The sequence below is a fragment of the Pseudomonas neuropathica genome, from assembly GCF_051174785.1.
GTDB classification, from domain to species: domain Bacteria; phylum Pseudomonadota; class Gammaproteobacteria; order Pseudomonadales; family Pseudomonadaceae; genus Aquipseudomonas; species Aquipseudomonas neuropathica_A.
The window spans coordinates 3846860-3870507 of sequence record NZ_CP195111.1 but is presented as its reverse complement, the minus strand read 5'-3'; the positions used below and the strand labels follow the sequence as shown (position 1 = coordinate 3870507).

The following is a 23648-nucleotide window of genomic DNA, read 5'->3' as shown; positions in this document are numbered from 1 at the left end:
GGACATTCTGCTGGAGCCGGCCCTTGAAAGCCCTCGACGAACTGACCTTCGACAATCGCTTCGCCCGCTTGGGCGATGCGTTCTCCGCCCACGTGCTGCCCGAGCCGATCGACAATCCGCGTCTGGTCGTAGCGAGTCCGGCGGCGCTGGCCTTGCTGGATCTCGACCCGGCCACCGCTGAAACCCAGGAATTTGCCGAACTGTTCGGCGGCCACAAGCTGTGGGCCGATGCCGAACCGCGGGCGATGGTCTATTCCGGGCATCAGTTCGGCGGCTACACGCCGCAACTTGGTGACGGTCGGGGCTTGCTGCTCGGCGAGGTCTACAACACTGCCGGCGAGCATTGGGACTTGCACCTCAAGGGCGCCGGGCAGACGCCGTTTTCGCGTATGGGTGATGGCCGTGCGGTGCTGCGTTCGTCGATCCGCGAATTCCTTGCTTCCGAAGCGTTGTACGCGTTGAACATTCCTTCGTCACGCGCGGCTTGTGTGATCGGCTCCGACACCCCGGTCTGGCGTGAAAAGCAGGAACGCGCAGCGATGGTGCTGCGTCTGGCGCCGAGCCACATCCGCTTCGGCCACTTCGAATACTTCTATTACACCAAGCGCCCCGAGCAGCAAAAACAGCTCGGCGAGCACGTGCTGGCGATGCATTTCCCCGAATGCCTGGAGCAACCGGAACCGTATCTGGCGATGTTCCGCGAGATCGTCGAGCGCAACGCCGAGTTGATCGCCAAGTGGCAGGCCTATGGCTTCTGTCACGGCGTGATGAACACCGACAACATGTCGATCCTCGGCATCACCTTCGACTTCGGCCCGTTCGCTTTTCTCGATGATTTCGACGCCAACTTCATCTGTAACCATTCCGATGATCAGGGGCGCTACTCGTTCAGCAATCAGGTGCCGGTTGGCCAGTGGAACCTCAGCGCGCTGGCCCAGGCTTTGACGCCGTTCATCAGCGTCGAAGCCCTGCGCGAAACCCTCGGCTTGTATTTGCCACTGTTCCAGGCGCACTACCTCGACCTGATGCGCCGGCGCTTGGGTTTCACCACGGCCGAGGACGACGACCAGAAGCTGCTGGAAGACCTGCTGCAACTGATGCAGAACAGCGGCGTTGATTACACGCTGTTCTTCCGCCGTCTCGGTGAAGAATCCGCCGAACAGGCCGTGGCCCGGTTGCGTGATGACTTCGTCGACATCAAGGGTTTCGACGCTTGGGGCGAACGCTACGTCGCCCGGGTTGCCCGCGATGGTGCTGCTGATCAGGAACAGCGCCGCACCCGCATGCATGCAGTCAATCCGCTGTACATCCTGCGCAATTACCTGGCGCAAAAGGCTATCGATGCGGCAGAGCAAGGGGATTACTCGGAGGTACGCCGACTGCATGCGGTATTGAGCAAACCGTTTGAGCAGCAGTCGGGAATGGAGGCTTATGCCGAGCGGCCGCCGGAGTGGGGCAAGCATTTGGAGATCAGTTGTTCTTCCTGAGGCGTTTCAGCTTAGCGGATCGATTGCACTGATTACACGGTCGACAATGTCAGACATTGTCACGTCATCCAGTCGCTCGATGAATTTGGCCGTGCCGTCTCGTACCCGTTGTTCGATGTCAAAACTGCGAACCTGATTACACACCGCTACACCATTGGTTTCGTGGCCAGTAATGGCCACCGCCAAACCCAAATTCCGGCTGAAATTCCCACCGCTAGTAACAGGCACCGTCATGCTCACGCCCAATGCGTTGATCTCTCTGGGCGTAATCACCACAAAGCGATGTCTGTTCATCATCTCCCGCCCCGCAACCGGGTTTGGATCAATCCAGTAAACGTCACCCCGCTGAGGGGGCTGTCGGCGCACCATCAACCCAGCTCCCGGCCGACAGAATCACCTTCAAGAGTCTCGCTAGTCTGGGCGTTAAGTTTCTGCAGTTCTTCTGCGCCTTCGAGTAGCTCTGACAAGCTATAACGCTTACGCGTAGCGGCTACGGCTGGACGAGCAATCAGTTCGCCATCGACCACATTCAGCTCTAGCTGTGCGCCAACCTCCAGATGCAACAATTTTAAAAGCGTGGGCGGAATCGTAATGACGGCAGCGCCGCCTTGGCGGCGTATCTTGGAAGTTACGGACATTATGTCGCTCCGATTTGATGCATAGGAATCATCGATTCCTGGATTAGTGCAACAAAAGTAGCACGCAGATAAAGACAAAGCGATCTCCTCACGACAAGCGTAAAACGCCGAATTGGTCTTCAGACTAGCCATCGATCCCGGAACGGTTTTGAGAAAAATGTGAGCAGTTGCGACATTGATAAGTTGGCAGATCGACTCCAAATCAGTTCTATAGACTGCCTACCAGAGAACCAATCATGACCACCCCACTCCTCATCCCCTGCCCCTCCTGCAACGGCCTCAACCGCATCCCCGCCGAGCGCCTCGCGGACCAGCCCAAGTGCGGGCGCTGCAAATCCGCCGTGTTGCTGAGCAAACCGTTCGAACTCAAGCAAGGCGATTACGCCAGCCAGATCAAGGGTGATTTGCCGTTGCTGGTGGATGTCTGGGCGGAGTGGTGTGGGCCGTGCAAGTCGTTTGCGCCGGTGTTCGAGCAAGCGGCGGCGCAGTTGGCGGGCAAATGCCGCTTGGCCAAGCTTGATAGCGAGGCCAATCAGCAGTTGTCGGCGCAGTTGGGAATTCGCTCGATTCCGAGTCTGATTCTGTTCAAGAACGGCAAGGAAGTGGCACGGCAGAGTGGTGCGTTGCCGTTGCCGCAGTTGATGGCGTGGCTGCGTAGCCAGGGGATCTGACACACCCCAATCCCCCCTGTGGGAGCGAGCTTGCTCGCGAAAGCGGTGGATCAGCTAACGAAGATGTCGACTGAACTGACGCATTCGCGAGCAAGCTCGCTCCCACAGGTGTTCATGGATAGCTCAAGAGATCAGTGATCTTCAAGCAAGTTGTGCAGCTCGACGAACTGCTGGGTCAGCTTGTGCCGGGGATCGAGGTGGATCAGCGGCATGCTGGCTTGGTGCGATTCGCGCATGCGAACTGAACTGGTCAGGTACACCGGCAGTACCGGCAAACCTTCGGCAATCAGCTCATCGAGGATCTGCTGTGGCAGGCTCGCCCGGGCCTGGAACTGGTTGACCACAATGCCTTCTACTTCCAGGCCTTCGTTGTGGTCGTCCTTCAACTCTTCGATTTCGGCAATCAGGCCGTACAGGGCCTGACGGGAGAAGCTGTCGCAATCAAAAGGAATCAGCACGCGATCAGCGGCAATCAGCGCCGAGACCGCATAGAAATTCAGCGCTGGCGGCGTATCCAGATAGATCCGGTCGTAGTCCTCGGACAACTCATCAAGCAACTTACGCAGCTTGTTGATCTTGTGCTTGGCCTCAAGCTTGGGCTGCAAGTCGGCCAGCTCGGCGGTGGCGGTGATGATGTGGAGGTTGTCGAACGGGGTTTCGTAAATGTCTGCCTGGTTCTTTTTCGAGAAAGGCCCCGAGGACAGCGTCTGCTTGAAGAAGTCGGCAATACCCATCGGGATGTCGTCGCCGGTGAGCCCGGTCAGATACTGAGTGGAATTGGCCTGGGCATCGAGGTCCACCAACAGCGTGCGATAACCCTCACTGGCGCTGACCGCCGCCAGATTGCAGGCAATGCTGGACTTGCCTACGCCACCTTTCTGATTGAACACCACGCGCCGCATGACCAAACCTCCGTGTATCAAAGAATGACCGAGTGTAGATGCGCTCGACCTCGCTTCGCTACCTTCACGGACACGGACTACAAAGTCAGGTGCAAATATCTGCGGACAGATAGCGCAATCGCCGCCATTGATCGCCGAGATTCCCGACAGACAAGCCGCTCACGATCTGGATAATGGCCAAGTGACAGTTTCCTTGCGAACCACTCGGTACATTTCATTGCACAAAATGTAACCAGCATTTGCTACACACTCGTCGCACCGGGATAATGCGCGCCACCCGGCGCCAAGCGCCACGTCAAGTCTGCTGCGGCTTTGGCCACTCAACGCGTCAACGAAAGCCCGCAGGGGCGGGATGAATGTCCGTGATCAACTTCAACATCGCCCAATGGCGCGCGTGGGCCCCTGGCCTCGACAGCGTGGACGCCTGGCAGGCCTGGAGCCGACAACCGGTCGTGCTCCAGAGCAGTGATGCCGCGCCCGATGTGTCGTTTTTGCCGGCCATGCAGCGCCGCCGCCTCAGCCGACTGGCGCGCATGGCGTTCAGCGTGGGCTGGCCCCTGGCCGACGGACGGGACAATCTGCCGCTGGTGTTTGTTTCGCGTCACGGCGAAACCCCACGCACTTACGAGATCCTCAGCGATCTGGCCAACGAATCGCCGCTGTCACCGACGCAGTTCAGCCTGTCGGTGCACAACGCGATCATCGGCCTGTGGTCGATCATGCGTGGCGAAACCAGCGAAATGACCGCCCTCGCCGCTGCCGGCGACGGCCTTGAGCATGGCATGCTCGAAGCCGCGGCCCTGCTCGATGAAGGCGCTCCGGCGGTGCTGTTGATCATTACCGAAGAACAACCACCCGAAGCGTATTCAGCGTGGATCGACGATGTGCCGTTTCCCTACGCACTCGGTCTTTTGCTGACCCCCGGTACCGACTGGCGGCTGACCCTGAACAGCACCACGGAAACACGGTCAAAAGCGCACTGGCCTCACGCGCTCGATCTGCTGCGAACCCTGCTCGGCCAGCAACCCCATTGCCAACATGCCTGGAAAAATCGTGTATGGACCTGGCAACGCAACCCGTGACCGAAAAAAAACGCGATGCCTATTACTGGCGACTGCTGGCCACCGCCGCAAGCTTCGTCCTGTTCGGGTTGGGTGGGCTATGCCTGCGGGTGCTGGTATTTCCTCTGCTGGGTTGCCTGCCCGGTGACGCCGTTGCGCATCGCCAACGCGCGCGGCAGACCGTCAGTCGGCTGTTCTGGTTCTTCGTGCGGTTCATGGCTCGCAGCGGCGTGCTGACCTATGACATTCAGGGCGCCGAACGTCTGGGTCGGCCGGGGCAGATGATCATCGCCAACCACCCTTCATTGATCGATGTGGTGTTCCTCATCGGTCTGGTGCGCCAGGCCAATTGCGTGGTGAAGAAAAGCCTGTGGGAAAACCCCTTCACCCGTGGCCCGTTGCGCCGCACCGAATACATCAGCAATGACGGCAGCATGGACATGCTCGATGCCGCCGCGCAATCTCTGCAAAACGGCCAGACCCTGATCATCTTTCCCGAAGGCACGCGCACCCAACCGGGTCAGGCGCCGGCCTTTCATCGGGGCGCCGCGGCGATTGCCCTGCGCGGTGCGAAAATTCTCACGCCGGTGATCATCAAGGTCAGCCCGACTACTCTGACCAAAGCCGAACCCTGGTATCGGATACCCAGCCGCCGCGTGCACTTCAGTTTTTGCGTCGGGGCCGATATAGACCCACAAGCCTTCGCCGCGCAGGGCCCCGCACCGCAGGCTTCGCGCAAGCTCAACGATTATTTGCACACCTACTTCATTAAGGAGCTCGCCGAAGATGAGCGAACTGAACACCGCTAGCCTGGTGCGTGACATCAAACTGCTGATCATCGACGCCCTCGGCCTCGAAGACATCGATGTCGACGACATCGGTGACGAGCAGACACTGTTTGGCGAAGGCCTGGGCCTGGATTCCGTCGACGCGCTGGAACTGGGTCTGGCCATCCAGAAGAAATACGGCATCAAGATCGACGCCGACGCCAAAGACACCCGTAACCATTTCACCAACGTGGCGAGCCTTGCGGCGTTCGTCACGGCAAAACAGGCAGCTTGAGACCGGACCATGCAAACTCGTGACGATATTTTCAACACCCTGCGCGCTGCCTTGGTCGAGCTGTTCGAACTGGATCCGGCCCGTGTGAGCCTGGAATCCAACCTCTATCAGGATCTGGAAATCGACAGCATCGATGCGGTCGATCTGATCGATCACATCAAACGCCAGACCGGCAAGAAAATCGCCGCCGAAGAATTCAAATCGGTGCGCACGGTCGGTGACGTGGTCGAGGCGGTCTACCGCCTGGTTCAACCGGCCGCATGAGCCGAATGATCGGCCTCGGCCTGCTGCTGGCCGGTCTGCTGTATCCCTTCGCGGTGTATTTCGGCATGGAGCATTTTGCCCCGTGGCAGTTCGGTCTGCTGCTGGGCAGCCTGTGGCTGGCGCGAGCGCTGACCGGTGAACGTAAACCCGGCAGCCTGTGGATGGCTGGCGTGGCCATTGTGTTCTGCCTGCTGCTGGCGCTGTTCGACAGCCCGTTGTTGCTGCGCTGGTACCCGGTGCTGATCAGCGGCTTCATGCTGGTGCTGTTCAGCCTGAGCCTGAAATTCGGGCCGCCGATGGTCGAGCGACTGGCGCGCTTGCGTGAGCCAGAACTGCCGGACATCGCGATTCGCTATACGCGCAAGGTCACGGTGGCCTGGAGCGTGTTTTTCTTCTGCAACGGTTTGTGCGCCGCCCTCCTGACCCTGTGGGCGCCGCTGAATTGGTGGATGTTGTACACCGGCCTGATTTCCTACGGATTGATCGGCCTGATGTTTGCCATTGAATGGCTGATACGACAACGGGTAAGAGGCCGTACATGAACTGGATAAAACTTGAGCAGCTGTTGCTCAAGCCTGTGTCGGCGCGGGCAATCAGCCACGCACCGGCCCTCGAACACACGCAACTGTGCGAACAGGCCCTGAGCGTTGCCGCCGGGCTGCAAGCGCAAGGCGTGAAACGCCTGGCTGTGCATCTGGAAGATGCCGCCGAACTGGCCGTCGCTCTATTGGGTGCATGGCGTGCCGGCGTGAGTGTTCTGCTGCCCTCGGATCTGCAAGCACAAACCCGCCAGCGCTGGTCGGGCGAAGTCGACCTCTGGCTGACGGATCAGGCCGATGACGCGCAACTGAGCGACTTTAAACATCCGCCGTTACCCGGCGCCGAACTGAATCTCGACCAATGCCGTCTGAGCCTGTGCACATCCGGCTCCAGCGGCGAACCCAAGCGCATCGACAAGACCCTGCGCCAGCTGGCCAATGAAGTCCAAGCGCTGGAGCAACTGTGGGGCGCGGATCTCGGTGAGGCCTGCATCATCGGCAGCGTCGCCACGCAACATATCTACGGTTTGCTGTTTCGCGTGCTGTGGCCGCTGTGCGCCGGACGCTCGTTCGTGCGCAGGCAACTGGCCTTTCCAGAAGACTTGCAGCGTGCCAGCCGCGAACATCCCGCCTTCGCCTGGATAGCCAGCCCGGCACTGCTCAAACGCATGGGCGACAACCTTGACTGGCCTGCCCTGAGCGCCGTGCGCCGGGTGTTTTCCTCCGGCGGCGCGTTACCGCTCGAAGCGGCGCAGAGTCTGCAACAACGCTTGCAGCAATGGCCGACGGAAATCCTCGGCAGCTCGGAAACCGGTGGTATCGCCTGGCGTCAGGGCGAACAACTGTGGCAACCGTTTGCCGGCGTTGAATTGAGCCAGGACAGCGAAGGCGCCCTGCTGATCGTTTCACCTTACCTGCCTGCCGGGCATGTTGAGCACACCGCTGATGCCGCGCGCATCGCCGCCGATGGACGCTTCGAACTGCTCGGACGGCTGGACCGGATCGTCAAACTGGAAGAAAAACGCATCTCTCTGCCCATGCTCGAACAAGCGCTGGTGACCCATGATTGGGTCGCCGAAGCACGTCTGGGCGTGGTCCAGGAAAACCGCGCCTCCCTCGGTGCACTGCTGGTGCTCAGCGAGGCAGGCTTGTTTGCCTTGCGTGAACACGGCCGTCGCAACCTGACCGAAACCCTGCGCCAGCATTTGCGCCAACACTGCGAAGCGCTGGCCCTGCCCCGACGCTGGCGGCTGGTGCGGCAATTGCCGTTGAACAGCCAAGGCAAGCTGCCGCAGACAGATATCGAAGCGCTGCTGATCGCCCCGCGACCGAAAGCGCCGGAAGTGCTCGAGCAGCTTGAAACTGAAGGTGAATGGAGTCTGCAGTTGAGCGTGCCGCCGGATCTGGCTTATTTCAGTGGTCACTTCCCGAAAGCCCCGGTATTGCCCGGCGTGGTGCAGGTTGAATGGGCGCTGAGCCTCAGTCGCCAATTGCTTAACCTGACTGGCGCATTTGCCGGCATGGAAGTCCTGAAATTCCAGCAACTGGTGCGCCCCGGCGATGAAATCCAGTTGCACCTGCGGTTTGATCCTGAGCGCCGCAAATTGTATTTCGCTTATCGCAATGACACGGCGACGTGCTCCAGTGGGCGGATTCTTCTGGGTGTAGAGCATGATTGACCTTGGTGAGTGCTGCGCACTCAATCGCGAGCAGGCTCACTCCTACAGGGATCGCCGGTATGCATAATCCCTGTGCCGTGATCCCCGTTTACAACCACGAAACTGCCATCGGCACCGTGGTCGATGCTCTGCTCGCGCAAAATCTGCCGTGCATTCTGGTGGATGACGCCAGCACCCAGTCCTGCGCCAAGGTGCTCGACGGTTTGGCGGAACGCGACAACGTGCACCTGGTGCGCCTGACCGCCAATCAGGGCAAGGGTGGGGCCGTGATGACCGGCCTGCGAGAGGCCTCGTTACTGGGTTTCAGCCATGCGCTGCAGGTCGATGCCGACGGTCAGCACGACTTGCACGACGTGGCGCGTTTCGTCGAGGAATCCCGCGCCCATCCCGAAGCGATGATCTGCGGTTATCCGCTGTTCGACGAGAGCGTGCCGAAAGGCCGTTTGTACGCACGCTACCTGACCCACGTGATGGTCTGGATCAACACGCTGTCGTTGCAGATCCGCGATTCGATGTGCGGCTTTCGTGTCTATCCGCTGGCGCCGACGCTGGCGGTGATCGATACGGCGAAAGTCGGCAAGCGCATGGATTTCGACTCGGACATTCTTGTGCGCCTGTCGTGGCGCAATCAGCCGATGCGCTGGCTGCAGACCAGCGTGCACTACCCGCTGGACGGTGTCTCGCACTTCCGTCTGTTCCACGACAACGCGCTGATTTCCAGCATGCATACACGGCTGTTTCTCGGCATGTTGCTGCGCTTCCCGGTGATCCTCTGGCGGCGGTTTCGAGCATGACCAGCGAGACCGACAAAAAGCACTGGGCTGACCGCGAAGAGCGCGGCAGCTTTCTGTTGATGAAATTCACCGCATTCGCCGCCAAGGTCCTCGGCCGACGCCTGCTCAGCCCGTTGTTGTACGGCATCGTCCTGTACTTTTTCCTGTTCGGCCGCACCGCTCGGCGCAGTGCCTGGCAATACCAGCAGCGCCTGGCCGCGTGGAGTCAGCGCGAGGAATTGCGTCCCACCCATTGGCGCGTGTTCGGCCAGTTCATGGCGTTTGCCGATTCGATGCTCGACAAGCTCGACGTGTGGAACGGCAAGCTGCGCATCGAACAGATCGAAATCATCGACCCGGCACTGTTGCGCAATCAATTGCGCGGCAGTCGCGGGCAACTGCTGGTCGGTGCACATCTGGGCAATCTCGAAGTCTGCCGCGCACTGGCGGAGATCGGCGAAAAGGTCACCATGAACGTGCTGGTGCACACCAAGCACGCCGAACAATTCAACCGTTTGCTGGGTGAAGCAGGGGCGACCAATCTGCGCCTGATTCAGGTCAGCGAACTGGACCCGGTGATCATGCTGCAACTGCACGAACGCCTGGAACGCGGCGAGTGGCTGGCGATTGCCGGCGACCGCGTGCCGCTGCATGGCGGGCGTAGCGTCACCGTCGATTTTCTCGGCCATCCGGCGCCATTCCCGCAAGGCCCGTGGCTGCTCGCCGGCCTGCTGAAATGCCCGGTCAATCTGCTGATGTGCCTCAAGCAGCCGGACGGTCACTATCGCCTGACCCTCGAGCCCTTCGCCGACGCCGTGGTATGGAAGCGCAGTGAGCGCGAGCAGGTCATTCATCAGTGGGCCACCCGCTATGCGCAGCGCCTGAGTCACTATTGCCTCGAAGCGCCGCAACAATGGTTCAACTTTTACCCTTTCTGGAAGACCGATGACGACGCCAACCCATGAGCCGGTAACCTTCGGCGAACGCCCATTGCGCATCGAAGACGTGCTGGCCCTGGCCAATCGTCAGGCGCCCGTGCAGTTGCAGAGCGACGCCGACTACCGCGAGCGCATCGCCAAAGGCGCGCGGTTCCTTGATTCGCTGCTGGACAAGGAAGGCGTGATCTACGGCGTCACCACCGGTTACGGCGATTCCTGCGTGGTCGCGGTGCCGTTGCATCACGTTGAAGCGTTGCCGCGTCACCTCTATACCTTCCACGGTTGCGGGCTGGGCAAACTGCTCGACGCGCAAGCCACCCGTGCAGTGCTGTCGGCGCGCTTGCAGTCGCTGTGCCACGGCGTCTCCGGCGTGCGCGTCGAGTTGCTGGAGCGTCTGCACGCCTTCCTCGAATACGACATTCTGCCGCTGATTCCCGAAGAAGGCTCGGTCGGCGCCAGCGGCGATCTGACACCGCTGTCCTACGTCGCCGCGACACTCTCCGGCGAGCGCGAAGTAATGTTCCGAGGTGAACGTCGCCAGTCCGCCGATGTGCATCGCGAACTCGGCTGGACGCCGCTGGTGCTGCGCCCGAAAGAAGCGCTGGCGCTGATGAACGGCACCGCGGTGATGACCGGCCTCGCCTGCCTCGCCTTCGCCCGTGCCGACTATCTGCTGCAACTGGCCACGCGCATCACCGCGCTCAACGTGGTCGCGCTGCAAGGCAATCCGGAGCACTTCGACGAGCGCCTGTTCGCCGCCAAACCGCATCCCGGGCAAATGCAGGTCGCCGCGTGGCTGCGCAAGGATCTGGCGATCGACGCACCGACCGCGCCGCTACATCGCCTGCAGGATCGCTATTCGCTGCGTTGCGCCCCGCACGTGCTCGGGGTGTTGGCCGACAGCCTGAACTGGCTGCGCTCGTTCATCGAAACCGAACTGAACAGCGCCAACGACAACCCGATCATCGACGCCGAAGCCGAGCGCGTTTTGCACGGCGGGCACTTCTATGGTGGCCACATCGCGTTCGCCATGGACAGCCTGAAAAACCTCGTGGCCAACGTCGCTGACCTGCTGGATCGGCAGCTCGCCTTGTTGGTCGACGAACGTTACAACCACGGTTTGCCGAGCAACCTCTCCGGTGCTCCGGCGGATCGCGCCATGATCAACCACGGTTTCAAAGCCGTGCAGATCGGCACCAGCGCCTGGACCGCAGAAGCGCTGAAAAACACCATGCCGGCCAGCGTGTTCTCGCGCTCCACCGAGTGCCACAACCAAGACAAAGTGAGCATGGGCACCATCGCCGCCCGCGATGCAATCCGTGTGCTGGAACTAACCGAACAGGTCGCCGCCGCGACATTGCTCGCCGCCAACCAGGGCGTGTGGCTGCGTGCTCAAGCCGAAGATGCGCGACCGCTGCCGCCGTCGCTGGCGGCGATGCACGAAGAATTGGCCAAGGATTTCCCGCCGGTCATCGAGGATCGCGCACTGGAAGGCGAATTGCGCCTGTGCCTGCAACGCATCGCCACGCGACACTGGAGGCTGCATGCGTAGCGCCGGAGTGCTTCACGCTGACACGGAAATCCTCGTGCCGTTTTTCGACGTCGATACCATGCACGTCGTCTGGCATGGCCATTACGTCAAATACCTCGAAGTGGCGCGTTGCGCGCTGCTGGACAAGATCGGCCACAACTACACGCAGATGGTCGAGTCCGGCTACGCCTGGCCGATCATCGATCTGCAACTGCGCTATGTGCGTGGCGCGGTATTCGGTCAGCGTCTGAATGTGCGCGCCAGCCTGGTCGAGTGGGAAAACCGTCTGAAGATCAATTACCTGATCACCGACCTGCACAGCGGCGAACGCCTGACCCGTGCCAGCTCGGTGCAAGTCGCCGTCGAAGTCAGCAGTCGCGAGATGCAGCTGGCTTCGCCGAAAGTCTTCACCGATGCCGTGGAAAGGATGCTGCGATGAATGTTTTGGTTAAAAGCCTGAGCGTATTGGCGCTGCTGACGCTGTCAGCGCTGGCCAACGCCTTCGATCTGCAACAGCTCAGCGAGCAACTGGCGAAACCGGACGTGATCCACGGCCAGTTCATTCAGGAAAAACACCTGCGCGACCTGCCGCAGCCGCTGATCAGCAAGGGCAACTTCGTCCTGGCGAAAAATCACGGCCTGCTCTGGCTGCTGAAAACCCCGCTGCAACAGGACTACCGCATCACAGCCAAAGGCATCGCCCGGCGTGACGGCAATGGCTGGCAGTTGCTGCCGAACAAGAGTGCCGGTGCCGAGCAGAACCGCTTGTTCCTCGCCGTATTGCAAGGCGACAGCAGCGGCCTGCAACGTGACTTCGAACTGGCGCTGAGCGGTGATGCGCAGCAGTGGAAGCTGACCCTGACCCCACGCTCGCTGCTGCTCAAGCAAGTGTTCAACCAGATCAACATCGACGGCGGCGCGCTGGTGCAGACCATCGAGCTGCTGGAAACCCAAGGCGACAGCACCGTGTTGCGCATGCAGGACAGCACCGCCGGGCAACCGTTGAGTGACACGGAGCAACATGACTTTGCCGAGTGAACGCAGGCTGCCCTGGCTGTTTCTGATCCTGCTGCTGGCGGTCGTCGCACTGGCCGGTTGGCAATGGCGCGACGGTGCGCCGCTGTCGGCAAACTTGATGGAGCTGGTGCCGGGCACCAATCCTGACGCCCTTGAACTGCGCGCCGAGCAGCGTATGCAGGAGCCGCTCAACCGCGAAATGCTGGTGCTGGTCGGCCATGCCGATCGTCAGCAAGCAGTGGCGATGGCGCAGACGCTGGGCGAGCAATGGCAGGCCAGCGGTCTGTTCGAAAAAGTGCAGTGGAACCTGCAAGCGGATCTCCCCGCCCTGCGCACGCAATTGCTGCAAGGACGATTGGCGATGCTCTCGGCGGATGATCGGCAACTGCTGATCGAACACCCCGACGCATTCATTCAGCAACGCGTACAAGCCCTGTTCGACCCGTTCAGCGGTTTCAGTCTGGTGCCGAGTCAGGATGACTGGCTGGGCTTGACCGGGCGCATTCAGAACAGCCAGCCGCAGCACGGTTCGGTGCAACTGGACATCGGCAGCGGCGCATTAATTGCCGACGCCGACGGCAAGAGCTGGGTGCTGGTGCGCGCACGCACCACCGGCAACGCTTTCGATATGAACCTGCCGCTGCAAGTCGCCGCACTGCTGGAAGCCAGTCGTGAGCAGGCGGCTAAATCCGACGTGCAATTGCTGGCCGCCAGCGGTTTGCTGTACGCGGCCAACGGCCAGCAGCAAGCCACACGCGAAATGACCTGGGTCGGCGGCGGTGCCACGATCGGTATTCTGTTGCTGCTGTTGCTCGCTTTCCGTCGCTGGCGCGTGCTACTGGCGTTCGTGCCAGTGCTGGTCGGCATGTTGTTCGGGGCGGTGGCTTGTGTCGCGCTGTTCGGCCATATGCATGTGATGACATTGGTGCTCGGTTCCAGCCTGATCGGCGTGGCCGTGGATTACCCGCTGCACTATTTGTCGAAGAGCTGGAGCCTGAAGCCGTGGCGCAGTTGGCCGGCGTTGCGTTTGACGCTTTCCGGGCTGACCCTGAGCCTGATCACCAGTGCCATCGGTTACCTGGCGCTGGCGTGGACGCCGTTCCCGGCGCTGACGCAAATCGCGGTGTTCTCCGCCGCCGGCCTGCTCGGCGCGTATCTGTCGGCCGTTTGTCTGTTGCCGGCATTGCTGAAAAATGTCGAGTTGCGGCCCGCGCAATGGCCGCTGCATCTGGCCGAGCGCATGGTCAATCTGCGCGAAAAGCTCCTCGAACGCGTGCGCACACCGGTGCTGTTAGCGCTGCTGATCGCGTTTTGTGTGGGCGGTCTGGTGCAGCTGCAAAGCAAGAATGACATCCGCCAATGGGTCGGCGCACCGCAACAGCTGACCGACGAAGCGCAGACCATCGCGCGCATCACCGGCTATCAGCCGACCAGCCAGTTTTTCCTCGTGCGCGCCGACAATCAGCAGCAATTACTTGAGCGTCAGGCCGCGCTGAGCGAGCGTCTGGAGCAACTGGTCAACCTCGACAAACTGCAAGGTTATCTGGCCCTCGACCAATTGGTCAGCCCGCCGAACCAGCAGGAGCAGGTACGCCAGGCACTGAACAAACTGCCGCAATACTGGCAGCCACTGCTCGACCTCGGCGTGCCGCTCGCGGCGCTGCAAAGCGAACTGCAGCAGCTGCAAACCGTGCCCGCTGAAGACATCGACGCGGCACTGGCCGGCCCGCTCGGCGAGCCGTATCGCACGCTGTGGCTCGGCCCGAGCGAAGACGGCGTGGCGGCGATGACCAGCCTGCAAGGTTTGAACAACCCAGCGCTGTTGCGGGTGCAGGCGCGGGATTTGCCGGGGGTGACACTGGTCGATCGTCTCGGTGAATTGAATGAAGTGTTTGCGGCGACGCAAATCAGCGCTGCTGAACTGAAACTCGCCTCCTGCGTGTTGATCGTGCTGGTGCTGATGCTGCCGTTCGGTCTCGGCGGCGCGCTGCGCATTGTCGCCCTGCCGCTGCTCGCTGCGCTGTGCAGTCTGGCCAGCCTTGGCTGGCTCGGCCAGCCGTTGACCCTGTTCAGCCTGTTCGGCCTGCTGCTGGTGACGGCGATCAGCGTCGACTACGCGATTCTTATGCGTGAGCAAGTCGGTGGTGCGGCGGTGAGCCTGCTCGGCACCTTGCTGGCCGCTGTGACGACGTGGTTGTCGTTTGGTTTGCTGGCGGTTTCCAGCACACCGGCGGTGAGCAATTTCGGTCTGTCGGTGAGCCTCGGTCTGGCCTTTAGCTTCATGCTCGCACCGTGGGCCGGACGTCACGAACATACCGCCGCCGTTGCGGAGCCGGCAGCGTGATGGTCGTCGGCTTCTGGCTACTGGCGCTGGCGTTGTTCGCCGTGGCTACTCGCATTGGGCGCCACTTCGGCCTGATCCCGATCGTCAGCCAGTTGTTGCTGGCGAGCTTCGGTTTGCCGCTGCTGATGTACTTCTGGATCGAGCCGGGCTGGCAGCTCAGCGGCGCCGAACTGATCGCGCCGGACTGGCTGAAAAACCTCTACAGCCTGAGCTTTGCCCTGCTGCTCGGGCATATCCTCAGTGATGTGATCGATCTGAAACTCGATCGCCAGAGCGTGAAAATCGCCGTGCCGAGTTTCCTCGTGCCGTTCGCCTGTGGTCTTGCCGCTGCGTATTGGCTACTGCCGACGCAACCGTGGCTCAACTCGCTGGCCATCGGTCTGGTGTTCGCGATTACCGCAATCCCGGTGCTGTACCTGTACCTGCGCCATATCGATTACCCGCCCGCCGCCACGCGCCGACTAGTGCAGACCGCGATCCTCATTGACCTGACCTGCTGGACATTGTTCGGGCTCGCCCAAGGCAGTCTGCACCTGAGCAGTCTGTTGCTGCCGCTGGGCCTCGCCTGTGTGCCGCTGTTGTTGCGCGTCATCGGCGTACGCCGACCACTGACCTACAGCCTCGGTTTTTTCGCGTTGCTGGTGATGGCCGAGCATTACAAACTCAACGCGCTGATCTTCGGCATCGGTTATCTGCAGTGCATGGCCGCGCTGAAAGTGCCACTGGTGCTACCGTTGCCGGCGCGCTGGATGAGCCGCTTGCAAACGTGGCTGGCGATTCCGCTGATCCTCACGTTCGGCATCGTGCAAATCGACGTGCACAGCGCCCTCTCCAGCCTTGGACCGCTGCAATGGGCGGCGCTGCTGCTGTTGCCGATTGCCAGTAAACTGCTCGGCAACTGGCTCGGTCTCGGCTGGGCCGGCGCTTCGTTCGAAGGCGCCAGCCGCTGGCGCGAAAGTGTGCTGCTGAATATTCGTGGCCTCAGCGAAATCGTCTTTCTCAATCTGCTCTTGCAACAACAACTCATCACCCCGGCGCTGTACTTCGCGCTGATGCTGATGGGACTGATCGCGACGCTGCTACCGGCCCTGATCGGCCTGCATCGCGCACCTTTGAATCTGCAACATCCTCTGCCCCGGAGCTCACGTGCCAATCGTTGAAATGGAATCCCGTCAGGTCGTGATCATCGGCGCCGGCCCGTCCGGCGCTATCGCTGCGGCCTTGCTCAAGCGTAAGGGCCACGATGTGCTGGTGATCGAGCGCCAGCACTTTCCGCGCTTTTCGATCGGTGAAAGCCTGCTCAGCCATTGCCTGGACTTCGTCGAAGAGGCCGGCATGCTCGACGCCGTCAATGCCGCTGGCTTCCAGCGCAAGACCGGCGCCGCATTCGCCTGGGGCGAGCGTTACAGTGCCTTTGATTTCGGCGATACCTTTACCGGTGGCAAGCCGACCACGTTTCAGGTGCAACGCGCCGACTTCGACAAACTGCTGGCCGATCAAGCAGCGCTGCAAGGCGCGGAAATCCGCTATGGCGATGCCATCGTCAGCGTCGATTTCGAGCGGACGAAACCGCAGCTGGATGTGCGTCGCGAGGACGGCAGCGAGTATCGCGTCGAAGCGGATTTCGTCCTCGATGCCAGCGGTTACGGTCGCGTGTTGTCGCGGCTGCTGGACCTGGAAGCACCGTCGAATTTCCCGGTGCGTCAGGCAGTGTTCACCCACGTCGAAGATCACATCGACAACCCGGCGTTCGACCGCGAAAAAATTCTCGTCACCACGCATCCGGAACATCGCGATGTCTGGTTCTGGACGATCCCGTTCAGCAATGGTCGTTGCTCGGTCGGCGTGGTCGCCGCTGAAGAACATTTCAAGGATCGCGACAGCGATCTGGATGCCTGCCTGCGCAGCTTTATCGCCGAATCGCCGAGCCTTGCCGGCGTGCTGAACAACGCTGTGTGGGACACCCCGGCACGCACCCTCGGCGGCTACGCGGCCAATGTGAAAACGTTGCACGGGCCGGGCTTCGCACTGCTCGGCAACGCGGCGGAATTTCTCGACCCGGTGTTCTCCTCCGGCGTGACCATCGCCATGCGCTCGGCGAGCATGGCCGCGGCCGTGCTGCATCGTCAGTTGCAGGGTGAAACGGTCGACTGGCAAAGCGAGTTCGCCGAGCCACTCAAGCGCGGCGTCGACACTTTCCGCTGCTACGTCGAGGGCTGGTACGCCGGCACCTTTCAGGACGTGATTTTCTATGAAGACAGCCAGGCGGAAATCCGTCGGATGATCTGCTCGATCCTCGCCGGTTATGCATGGGACGAACGCAACCCGTTTGTCAGCGAAGCGCGTCGCCGCTTGAAGATGATTTCCGAACTCTGTGCAAAGGACGCCACATGAATTACTTGAGCGACAGCTACGTCGAGGAAACCCGCTTCGGTTTCTGGTTCCTGCGCAGCCACACCTGGCAGCACCATGTATTGCGGGTGGCGATCAATGATTTGCGCGGTTTGTTCAGTGAAGCGCTGCCGCCAAACCCGGTGTTGCTGGACGCCGGTTGCGGACAGGGCAAGTCGTTCGGTCATCTGCGCCAGACCTTCGCGCCACAGCGTTTGATCGGTGTTGACGCCGATCCGCACAGCCTGGGGTTGAGCGCTGAAGAAGCAGCGCGCCTAGGCCTCGATGTAGAGCTGATCGGCAGCGACTGCGCAACGCTCAAGGTGCCGGACGCCAGCGTTGATCTGTTGTTCTGCCATCAGACTTTTCATCATCTGGTCGAACAGGAAAAAGCCCTGGCCGAGTTCTATCGCGTGTTGAAACCGGGCGGCTATCTGCTGTTCGCCGAATCCACCGAGGCTTACATTGATACGTGGGTGATCCGCTGGCTGTTCCGTCATCCGATGCAGGTGCAGAAGAGTGCGGCGCAGTATCTGCAGATGATTCGCGAGCAGGGTTTCGAGTTTGGCGAACGCAATGTTTCCTACCCGTATCTGTGGTGGAGCCGGTCGAAGGATTTCGGTTTGCTGGAGCGGTTTGGCTTGCGTAAGCCGAAGCCATTTGGTGAGCGCGAAGAGACGTTGGTGAACGTTGTCGCGCGTAAACCGCTTGAAGGTGATCGTTGATGCGACACATAACCTGTGGGAGCGAGCCTGCTCGCGAAAGCGGTGGGTCAGCCAGCCTCTTTGTTGAATGTGCCGGCATCTTCGCGAGCAGGCTCGCTCCCACAGTGTCCGCGGTGTGGCGACTTTTTGTGGTCGGTTTGATGCTTTTGTTAAGTGCCTGTGCCAGCCAGGCGCCGCTACCGGCGAGCAACCCGACATTGCCGCTGCCGCTGCAATTGCACATCGAACGCCAGCAAGCCGGGCAACGCCAGGACTGGCTGCTGGTGATCCAGCGCGAAGGCCCGGGCATCCGCTGGTCGATGATGGACCCGCTGGGCATTCCCCAGGCGCGGCAGCAACTGATTGACGGACATTGGCAGGCCGATGGGCTGCTGCCGCCGAACCCGGAAGCCCGGGAATTGTTTGCCGCGCTGTTGTTCGCTCTGACCCCGTCCGGCGAACTGCTGCGCAATTACCCCGCCGCGCAACAACAGGGACAGCAACGTTCTCTGCCGGCGCGTTGGGATATCCACTATTCACAACCGTTGAGCTTCGAATTGAACCTGCCTCAAGGCCCGCACTACCGCGTTTCTCCGCTGGGTAAACCGACGCCATGACCGCTTATCTGAATGCCCTCGGCGTGATCTGCGCCCTTGGCCGCGACAAGCAAACCGTCGCGCGCAAACTGTTCGCCGGCGACTGCTCGGGCATGCGCCGCGAGTCCGGTTGGGTGCCGGAGCGTGAGCTGCCGGTGGCCGCCGTCCACGGCGAACTGGCGCCGATCCCGGCAGAACTCGCCGATCAGCGCAGCCGCAATAATCAGCTGTTGCTGGAAGCGGCGTTGCAGATTCGCGATGACATTGATCAAGCCATCCAGCGGTTCGGTCGCGAGCGCATCGGCGTGGTGCTCGGCACCAGCACCTCGGGTATCGACGAGGCCAGCCGTAGTCTGGCGCATTATATTCGCGAGCAGCGGTTCCCCGCCGAGTACGACTATCGGCAACAGGAACTCGGCGCCCCGGCCAATTTCCTCGCCGATTGGCTGCAACTGAGCGGCCCGGCGTATGTGATTTCCACGGCATGCACCTCCAGCGCCCGTGCACTGATGAGCGCTCAGCGTTTGCTCGACCTGGGCGTGTGCGATGCGGTGCTGTGCGGCGGCGTCGACAGTTTGTGCAAACTGACCCTCAACGGTTTCTCGTCACTCGAAGCGATGTCCGACGAGCGCTGCAATCCATTCTCGGCCAACCGCAGCGGTATCAATATCGGCGAAGCGGCGGTGCTGTTCGTGATGAGCAAACAACAGGGCGACGGCCCGGCCATTGCCTTGCTCGGCGCCGGCGCCAGTTCCGACGCCCATCATATTTCCGCCCCTGAGCCGACCGGGCGCGGCGCCCTGCAAGCCATGCAGAAAGCCTTGAACCGCGCGCACCTGCAAGCGGCGCAGATCAACTACCTGAACCTGCACGGCACTGCTACTCAGCATAACGACGCCATGGAAAGCTTCGCGGTTGCCACGCTGTTTCCCGCAGGCGTGGCTTGCTCGTCGAGCAAACCGATGACCGGCCACACCCTCGGCGCGGCCGGCGCGCTGGAAGCGGCGTTCTGCTGGTTGAGCCTGAGCGCCGACAACCCCGCTCACGCCTTGCCGCCGCACGTCTGGGACGCTCAAGCCGATCCCGCGTTGCCGCCGTTGCGCTGGGTGACCGCGAACGAGCGCCTGACGTCCATTGCACCCCGCTACCTGATGAGCAACTCGTTTGCCTTCGGCGGCAACAACGTCAGCCTGATTATCGGAGACGCCCCATGACTGATTGGCCGCTCGCCGAACTGCTGCCCCATGCGGGCGACATGATTCTGATCGACAGCATCACAAGCTTTGACGACGAGCAGATTTACACCCGGCTCACGGTCAAGCCTGATGGCCTGTTCAACCTGCCCGACGGCAGCCTCCCAGCCTGGGTCGGCATTGAGCTGATGGCGCAAAGCGTTGCCGCGTTTGCCGGTTGCCACGCGCGCCAGAAAGGCAACCCGGTGGAGCTGGGCTTTCTGCTCGGCACACGCAAGTTCGAGTGCAACGTCGAAGCCTTTCCCGCCGGCAGCGAACTGACCATCCATGGTCTGCGCTCGCTGGAAGACGACAACGGCATGGGCGTCTTCGAATGCCATATCAACGGCGCTGGCATCCACGCCAGCGCGCGGCTGAACGTGTTCCGTCCGCCCCAGGTTACTCAATATCTGCAACAGACACAGGAGTCGAACCATGACTGAATCCGTACTGGTCACCGGCTCCAGCCGTGGCATCGGCCGCGCCATTGCTTTGCGCCTGGCCCAAGCCGGGCATGACATCGTCCTGCATTGCCGCAGCGGCGTGGCCGACGCACAAGCCGTTCAGGCTGAAATCGAAGCACTGGAGCGCAAGGCGCGCATCCTGCAATTCGACGTCGCCGACCGCGAAACCTGCAAAACCATTCTGGAAGCCGACGTCGAAAGCCATGGCGCCTATTACGGCGTGGTGCTCAATGCCGGGCTGACCCGCGACGGCGCGTTTCCGGCGCTGAGCGATGACGATTGGGATGTGGTGCTGCGTACCAACCTCGACGGGTTCTACAACGTGCTGCACCCGGTGATGATGCCGATGATCCGCCGTCGCGCCGCGGGTCGCATTGTCTGCATCACCTCGGTGTCGGGGCTGATCGGCAACCGTGGCCAGGTCAACTACAGCGCTTCCAAGGCTGGCGTGATCGGCGCGGCAAAAGCGTTGGCGATCGAGCTGGGCAAGCGCAAAATCACGGTTAACTGCGTCGCACCGGGCCTGATCGACACGGCGATGCTGGATGAAAACGTGCCGGTGGAAGAATTGATGAAAATGATCCCCGCGCAACGCATGGGTACCCCGGAAGAGGTCGCCAGTGCGGTGAATTTCCTGATGTCGGCGGAAGCCTCGTACATCACCCGTCAGGTTCTGGCGGTCAACGGAGGCTTGTGCTGATGAAGCGCGTCGTCGTCACCGGCATGGCCGGCATTACCTCGCTGGGCAGCGACTGGCAGACCATCGCCGGCAACTTCGCGGCTAACCGCAGCGGCATTCGCCGGATGGACGAGTGGGATCGTTTCAGCGAACTCAACACGCGCCTGGCCGGGCCGATCGATGATTTTGCAGTGCCCGCGCACTGGACGCGCAAGCAATTGCGCAGCATGGGCCGAGTGTCGCGGCTGGCGGTCGGTGCGGCGGAAAAAGCCCTGGCGGACGCCGGTTTGCTCGGTGACGAGTCGATCAAGGACGGCCGCATGGGCGTCGCGTGCGGCTCGTCCACTGGCAGCACCGATGAGATCAAAGCGTTCGGCAACATGCTGCTCAACTCGGTCGCCGAAGGCCTAAACGCCAACTCCTACGTGCGGATGATGCCGCACACCACCGCCGCCAACATCAGCATCTTCTTTGGCCTCACCGGTCGTTTGATCCCGACGTCCAGCGCCTGCACCAGCGGCAGCCAAGGCATCGGTTACGCCTACGAGGCGATCAAGTTCGGCCGCCTGCCGTTGATGCTCGCCGGTGGCGCCGAAGAGCTGTGCCCGACCGAGGCCATGGTCTTCGACGCGCTCTACGCCACCAGCCTGAAAAACGATGCGCCGCAGACCAGCCCGCGCCCATACGACAAGGGCCGCGATGGCCTGGTGATCGGTGAAGGTGGCGGCATGCTCGTCCTTGAAGAGCTGGAACATGCTCTGGCGCGCGGTGCGCACATCCACGCCGAGATTGTCGGTTTCGGCAGTAACGCCGACGGCCAGCACACCACGCGTCCGGAGCAAGTGACCATGCGCCGCGCCATGGAACTGGCGCTGGAAGACGCCGGCCTGACGCCGGATGCCATCGGTTATGTAAATGGCCACGGCACCGCTACAGAACAGGGCGACATTGCCGAAACACTGGCGACCAGCAGTTTGTTTGGCGAACGCATGCCGATCAGCTCGCAGAAGAGTTTCCTCGGCCATACCCTCGGGGCCTGCGGCGCGCTGGAGTCGTGGTTCAGCATCGAGATGATGAACCGCGACCTGTACGTGCACACGTTCAACCTCGACGAGGTCGATCCGCACTGCGGCAAACTCGATTACCTGCGCGGCGAATTCCGCCAGATGCATCACGACTACGTGATGAACAACAATTTCGCTTTTGGTGGCGTCAACACCTCGTTGATTTTCCGCCGCTGGCACTGACCGCAACACCTTTGGAGTGAAGGGAATGACTCAGTTTCACCGCATCGCCGCTCTGTTGGCACTGGCTTTTGTGCTCGGCGGTTGCACCAGCAAACCGGTTTACAACGCCAAGGAAGAGTTCTCGCCCAACCTCGGTTTCACCCAGCAACAGATGAGCCGCGCCATCGTCACTGCGCTGAATGATCGCCAGTGGGTCGTGCAGTCGGTACGTCCGGGGATGATCAAAGCGGCGATCACCGTACGCGGTCGCCATCACGCCGAAGTCGATATTCCGTTCACCCCGACTTCGTTTGAAATCGACTACCGCAGCAGCTACGGCCTCGACGCCAAGGACGGCAAGATCCACGGCAACTACAACCGCTGGGTCAACCGCCTGCGCGATAACGTGCTCAAGGAGCTGTCGATCAACCCGGACATCGAAGCAGTCAACAACCTCGGCATCATCAAACAGGGCGCCGACGAGCCGACCTACCTGAGCTTCCGTGAAGGCGTCAAACGCGCCACCGACGCCGGCCTGCTCGACGGCAGCGTGAAGTTCTACCTGGCCGGCGAAACCCTGCCGAAACAGGTGCGCAAACTCGACACCGTGAGCAGCAGCCGCAAAACCAACGGCTCGAACAAATCCGACGAAGACGCGTGCTTCTGGGCCCTGCAATCGGCGCTGGCGACCCTGCAGAACGCCGCGAAGAACGCCGACGCCAACGCGGTGATCAACATCGCCAGCGTCGACCAGCGTGACCTGTACAAGGACACTGAGAAATTCCAGTGCCGTGCCGGGCTGGTGGTGTCGAGCGTGGCGCTGCGCGGTGATTTGGCGCATGTGGATTGATGGGATTGTAGAAACGACAAAGGGCGCCATTCGGCGCCCTTTCACAAGCAGGTTGGCTTGTCATCGCCGATCACCTGTCTGGCTCTGCGATGGCTGGTCGCCCAGGATCCTCAGAGTCTCACAAGCCCCTTGCGGGAATATTTTGGGGCGTTGCCCAACATCCTGAGGCGGGCACGGGCAATCGTCCCATGCACTTTGGCGATGAACCGAAGATCTCCCCCCTGCTTCATCCAGGCAAATCTCAAGATAGGTCACCAAGTCCTCTTCAGTTTTCAAATAATCGATTGAGTCCCAGTTCGTGAATTTTTCGATCATGTTTTTTCTTGATGATTTCTGGCGTTAAGAAAACTAACGTCCTTAGGTTATTCACACAAGGCACTCACTTCTGAAGTTTTCGTAGGGAATGCACTGACCTTGTGTAGTCCAGATCGCAATCACCTCAAATCCGCGATCAAGCGAAGATAAATTTTCTCGCCACAAGGGCACCATTCGGCGCCCTGCTCATTTCAGCTCTACACTCGTCCGGACAGGCCGTCGCACCGCGCCTGATGGAACGGCGAGCCTATCAGCCCTGCACTCGCGGTTCTCTTTCACCGTCAA

Annotated in this window: 26 protein-coding genes; 23 read left to right on the top strand and 3 right to left on the bottom strand. The window is 61.2% G+C overall.

The window, feature by feature from the left end; all coding sequences use genetic code 11:
* Positions 1 to 23 precede the first annotated feature (23 nt).
* A complete protein-coding gene (gene selO, locus ACRRSD_RS17630; RefSeq protein WP_435034445.1) occupies positions 24 to 1487 on the top strand; it encodes a protein adenylyltransferase SelO in 1464 nt (487 codons plus the stop codon).
* A 6-nt stretch (positions 1488 to 1493) separates the two neighbouring features.
* Here the strand turns inward: selO and ACRRSD_RS17625 are convergent, their stop codons facing one another.
* Entirely contained in the window at positions 1494 to 1856 is a 363-nt protein-coding gene (locus ACRRSD_RS17625) for a type II toxin-antitoxin system PemK/MazF family toxin (RefSeq protein ID WP_077570482.1), read from the bottom strand.
* Positions 1856 to 2125: an AbrB/MazE/SpoVT family DNA-binding domain-containing protein gene (locus ACRRSD_RS17620; RefSeq protein WP_008077592.1), complete on the bottom strand. Its 270-nt coding sequence runs from the start codon at positions 2123 to 2125 to the stop codon at positions 1856 to 1858. Before ACRRSD_RS17620 ends, ACRRSD_RS17625 begins: the two co-directional genes overlap by 1 nt.
* Before the next feature lie 236 nt (positions 2126 to 2361).
* On the opposite strand from ACRRSD_RS17620, the gene trxC reads away from it, so the two are divergent.
* Positions 2362 to 2796 (top strand): thioredoxin TrxC, encoded by a 435-nt coding sequence (trxC, locus tag ACRRSD_RS17615; RefSeq protein WP_435034444.1) that lies wholly within the window; start codon positions 2362 to 2364, stop codon positions 2794 to 2796.
* A gap of 131 nt (positions 2797 to 2927) precedes the next feature.
* Here the strand turns inward: trxC and ACRRSD_RS17610 are convergent, their stop codons facing one another.
* Positions 2928 to 3698 (bottom strand): ParA family protein, encoded by a 771-nt coding sequence (locus ACRRSD_RS17610; RefSeq protein ID WP_034152927.1) that lies wholly within the window; start codon positions 3696 to 3698, stop codon positions 2928 to 2930.
* A 356-nt stretch (positions 3699 to 4054) separates the two neighbouring features.
* Between ACRRSD_RS17610 and ACRRSD_RS17605 the strand changes: the two genes are divergently transcribed.
* From ACRRSD_RS17605 to ACRRSD_RS17505, 21 genes are all read left to right on the top strand, one after another.
* Positions 4055 to 4780, top strand: coding sequence for a beta-ketoacyl synthase chain length factor (locus ACRRSD_RS17605; RefSeq protein WP_435034443.1), 726 nt, complete (start codon positions 4055 to 4057; stop codon positions 4778 to 4780).
* The gene (locus ACRRSD_RS17600; RefSeq protein ID WP_435034442.1) at positions 4756 to 5568 is read left to right on the top strand and encodes a lysophospholipid acyltransferase family protein; all 813 of its coding nucleotides are present in this window, start codon (positions 4756 to 4758) and stop codon (positions 5566 to 5568) included. Before ACRRSD_RS17605 ends, ACRRSD_RS17600 begins: the two co-directional genes overlap by 25 nt.
* The gene (locus ACRRSD_RS17595; protein WP_435034441.1) at positions 5546 to 5821 is read left to right on the top strand and encodes a phosphopantetheine-binding protein; all 276 of its coding nucleotides are present in this window, start codon (positions 5546 to 5548) and stop codon (positions 5819 to 5821) included. The genes ACRRSD_RS17600 and ACRRSD_RS17595 overlap by 23 nt, the downstream gene beginning before the upstream one ends.
* A 9-nt stretch (positions 5822 to 5830) precedes the next feature.
* Complete coding sequence (locus tag ACRRSD_RS17590; RefSeq protein ID WP_435034440.1) at positions 5831 to 6085, top strand: acyl carrier protein; 255 nt, start codon at positions 5831 to 5833, stop codon at positions 6083 to 6085.
* Positions 6082 to 6627 carry a hypothetical protein gene (locus tag ACRRSD_RS17585; protein ID WP_435034439.1) on the top strand — a complete coding sequence of 182 codons (546 nt, stop codon included), beginning with the start codon at positions 6082 to 6084 and terminating at the stop codon, positions 6625 to 6627. The genes ACRRSD_RS17590 and ACRRSD_RS17585 overlap by 4 nt, the downstream gene beginning before the upstream one ends.
* Complete coding sequence (locus ACRRSD_RS17580; protein WP_435034438.1) at positions 6624 to 8303, top strand: AMP-binding protein; 1680 nt, start codon at positions 6624 to 6626, stop codon at positions 8301 to 8303. The genes ACRRSD_RS17585 and ACRRSD_RS17580 overlap by 4 nt, the downstream gene beginning before the upstream one ends.
* A 59-nt stretch (positions 8304 to 8362) precedes the next feature.
* Positions 8363 to 9097 carry a glycosyltransferase family 2 protein gene (locus ACRRSD_RS17575; RefSeq protein WP_435034437.1) on the top strand — a complete coding sequence of 245 codons (735 nt, stop codon included), beginning with the start codon at positions 8363 to 8365 and terminating at the stop codon, positions 9095 to 9097.
* On the top strand, positions 9094 to 10041 hold the full coding sequence (locus ACRRSD_RS17570; RefSeq protein WP_435034436.1) for a glycosyl transferase: 948 nt from the start codon (positions 9094 to 9096) through the stop codon (positions 10039 to 10041). The genes ACRRSD_RS17575 and ACRRSD_RS17570 overlap by 4 nt, the downstream gene beginning before the upstream one ends.
* On the top strand, positions 10022 to 11566 hold the full coding sequence (locus tag ACRRSD_RS17565; RefSeq protein WP_435034435.1) for an HAL/PAL/TAL family ammonia-lyase: 1545 nt from the start codon (positions 10022 to 10024) through the stop codon (positions 11564 to 11566). Before ACRRSD_RS17570 ends, ACRRSD_RS17565 begins: the two co-directional genes overlap by 20 nt.
* Positions 11559 to 11984, top strand: coding sequence for an acyl-CoA thioesterase (locus tag ACRRSD_RS17560; RefSeq protein WP_007909482.1), 426 nt, complete (start codon positions 11559 to 11561; stop codon positions 11982 to 11984). The genes ACRRSD_RS17565 and ACRRSD_RS17560 overlap by 8 nt, the downstream gene beginning before the upstream one ends.
* On the top strand, positions 11981 to 12583 hold the full coding sequence (locus ACRRSD_RS17555; RefSeq protein ID WP_435034434.1) for an outer membrane lipoprotein carrier protein LolA: 603 nt from the start codon (positions 11981 to 11983) through the stop codon (positions 12581 to 12583). The genes ACRRSD_RS17560 and ACRRSD_RS17555 overlap by 4 nt, the downstream gene beginning before the upstream one ends.
* The gene (locus tag ACRRSD_RS17550; RefSeq protein WP_435034433.1) at positions 12567 to 14906 is read left to right on the top strand and encodes an MMPL family transporter; all 2340 of its coding nucleotides are present in this window, start codon (positions 12567 to 12569) and stop codon (positions 14904 to 14906) included. Before ACRRSD_RS17555 ends, ACRRSD_RS17550 begins: the two co-directional genes overlap by 17 nt.
* A complete protein-coding gene (locus ACRRSD_RS17545) occupies positions 14903 to 16066 on the top strand; it encodes a sodium:proton antiporter (RefSeq protein ID WP_435034432.1) in 1164 nt (387 codons plus the stop codon). Before ACRRSD_RS17550 ends, ACRRSD_RS17545 begins: the two co-directional genes overlap by 4 nt.
* Entirely contained in the window at positions 16053 to 17300 is a 1248-nt protein-coding gene (locus ACRRSD_RS17540) for an NAD(P)/FAD-dependent oxidoreductase (RefSeq protein ID WP_435034431.1), read from the top strand. The genes ACRRSD_RS17545 and ACRRSD_RS17540 overlap by 14 nt, the downstream gene beginning before the upstream one ends.
* On the top strand, positions 17297 to 18022 hold the full coding sequence (locus tag ACRRSD_RS17535) for a class I SAM-dependent methyltransferase (RefSeq protein ID WP_435034430.1): 726 nt from the start codon (positions 17297 to 17299) through the stop codon (positions 18020 to 18022). Before ACRRSD_RS17540 ends, ACRRSD_RS17535 begins: the two co-directional genes overlap by 4 nt.
* Before the next feature lie 140 nt (positions 18023 to 18162).
* Positions 18163 to 18618: a hypothetical protein gene (locus tag ACRRSD_RS17530; RefSeq protein ID WP_435034429.1), complete on the top strand. Its 456-nt coding sequence runs from the start codon at positions 18163 to 18165 to the stop codon at positions 18616 to 18618.
* On the top strand, positions 18615 to 19811 hold the full coding sequence (locus tag ACRRSD_RS17525; protein ID WP_435034428.1) for a beta-ketoacyl-[acyl-carrier-protein] synthase family protein: 1197 nt from the start codon (positions 18615 to 18617) through the stop codon (positions 19809 to 19811). The genes ACRRSD_RS17530 and ACRRSD_RS17525 overlap by 4 nt, the downstream gene beginning before the upstream one ends.
* Positions 19808 to 20272 carry a hotdog family protein gene (locus ACRRSD_RS17520; RefSeq protein WP_435034427.1) on the top strand — a complete coding sequence of 155 codons (465 nt, stop codon included), beginning with the start codon at positions 19808 to 19810 and terminating at the stop codon, positions 20270 to 20272. Before ACRRSD_RS17525 ends, ACRRSD_RS17520 begins: the two co-directional genes overlap by 4 nt.
* Positions 20265 to 20993 (top strand): 3-oxoacyl-ACP reductase FabG, encoded by a 729-nt coding sequence (gene fabG / locus ACRRSD_RS17515; protein WP_435034426.1) that lies wholly within the window; start codon positions 20265 to 20267, stop codon positions 20991 to 20993. Before ACRRSD_RS17520 ends, fabG begins: the two co-directional genes overlap by 8 nt.
* Positions 20993 to 22219, top strand: coding sequence for a beta-ketoacyl-ACP synthase (locus ACRRSD_RS17510; protein WP_160055129.1), 1227 nt, complete (start codon positions 20993 to 20995; stop codon positions 22217 to 22219). The genes fabG and ACRRSD_RS17510 overlap by 1 nt, the downstream gene beginning before the upstream one ends.
* Before the next feature lie 25 nt (positions 22220 to 22244).
* Complete coding sequence (locus ACRRSD_RS17505) at positions 22245 to 23048, top strand: hypothetical protein (protein ID WP_435034425.1); 804 nt, start codon at positions 22245 to 22247, stop codon at positions 23046 to 23048.
* Positions 23049 to 23648 lie beyond the last annotated feature (600 nt).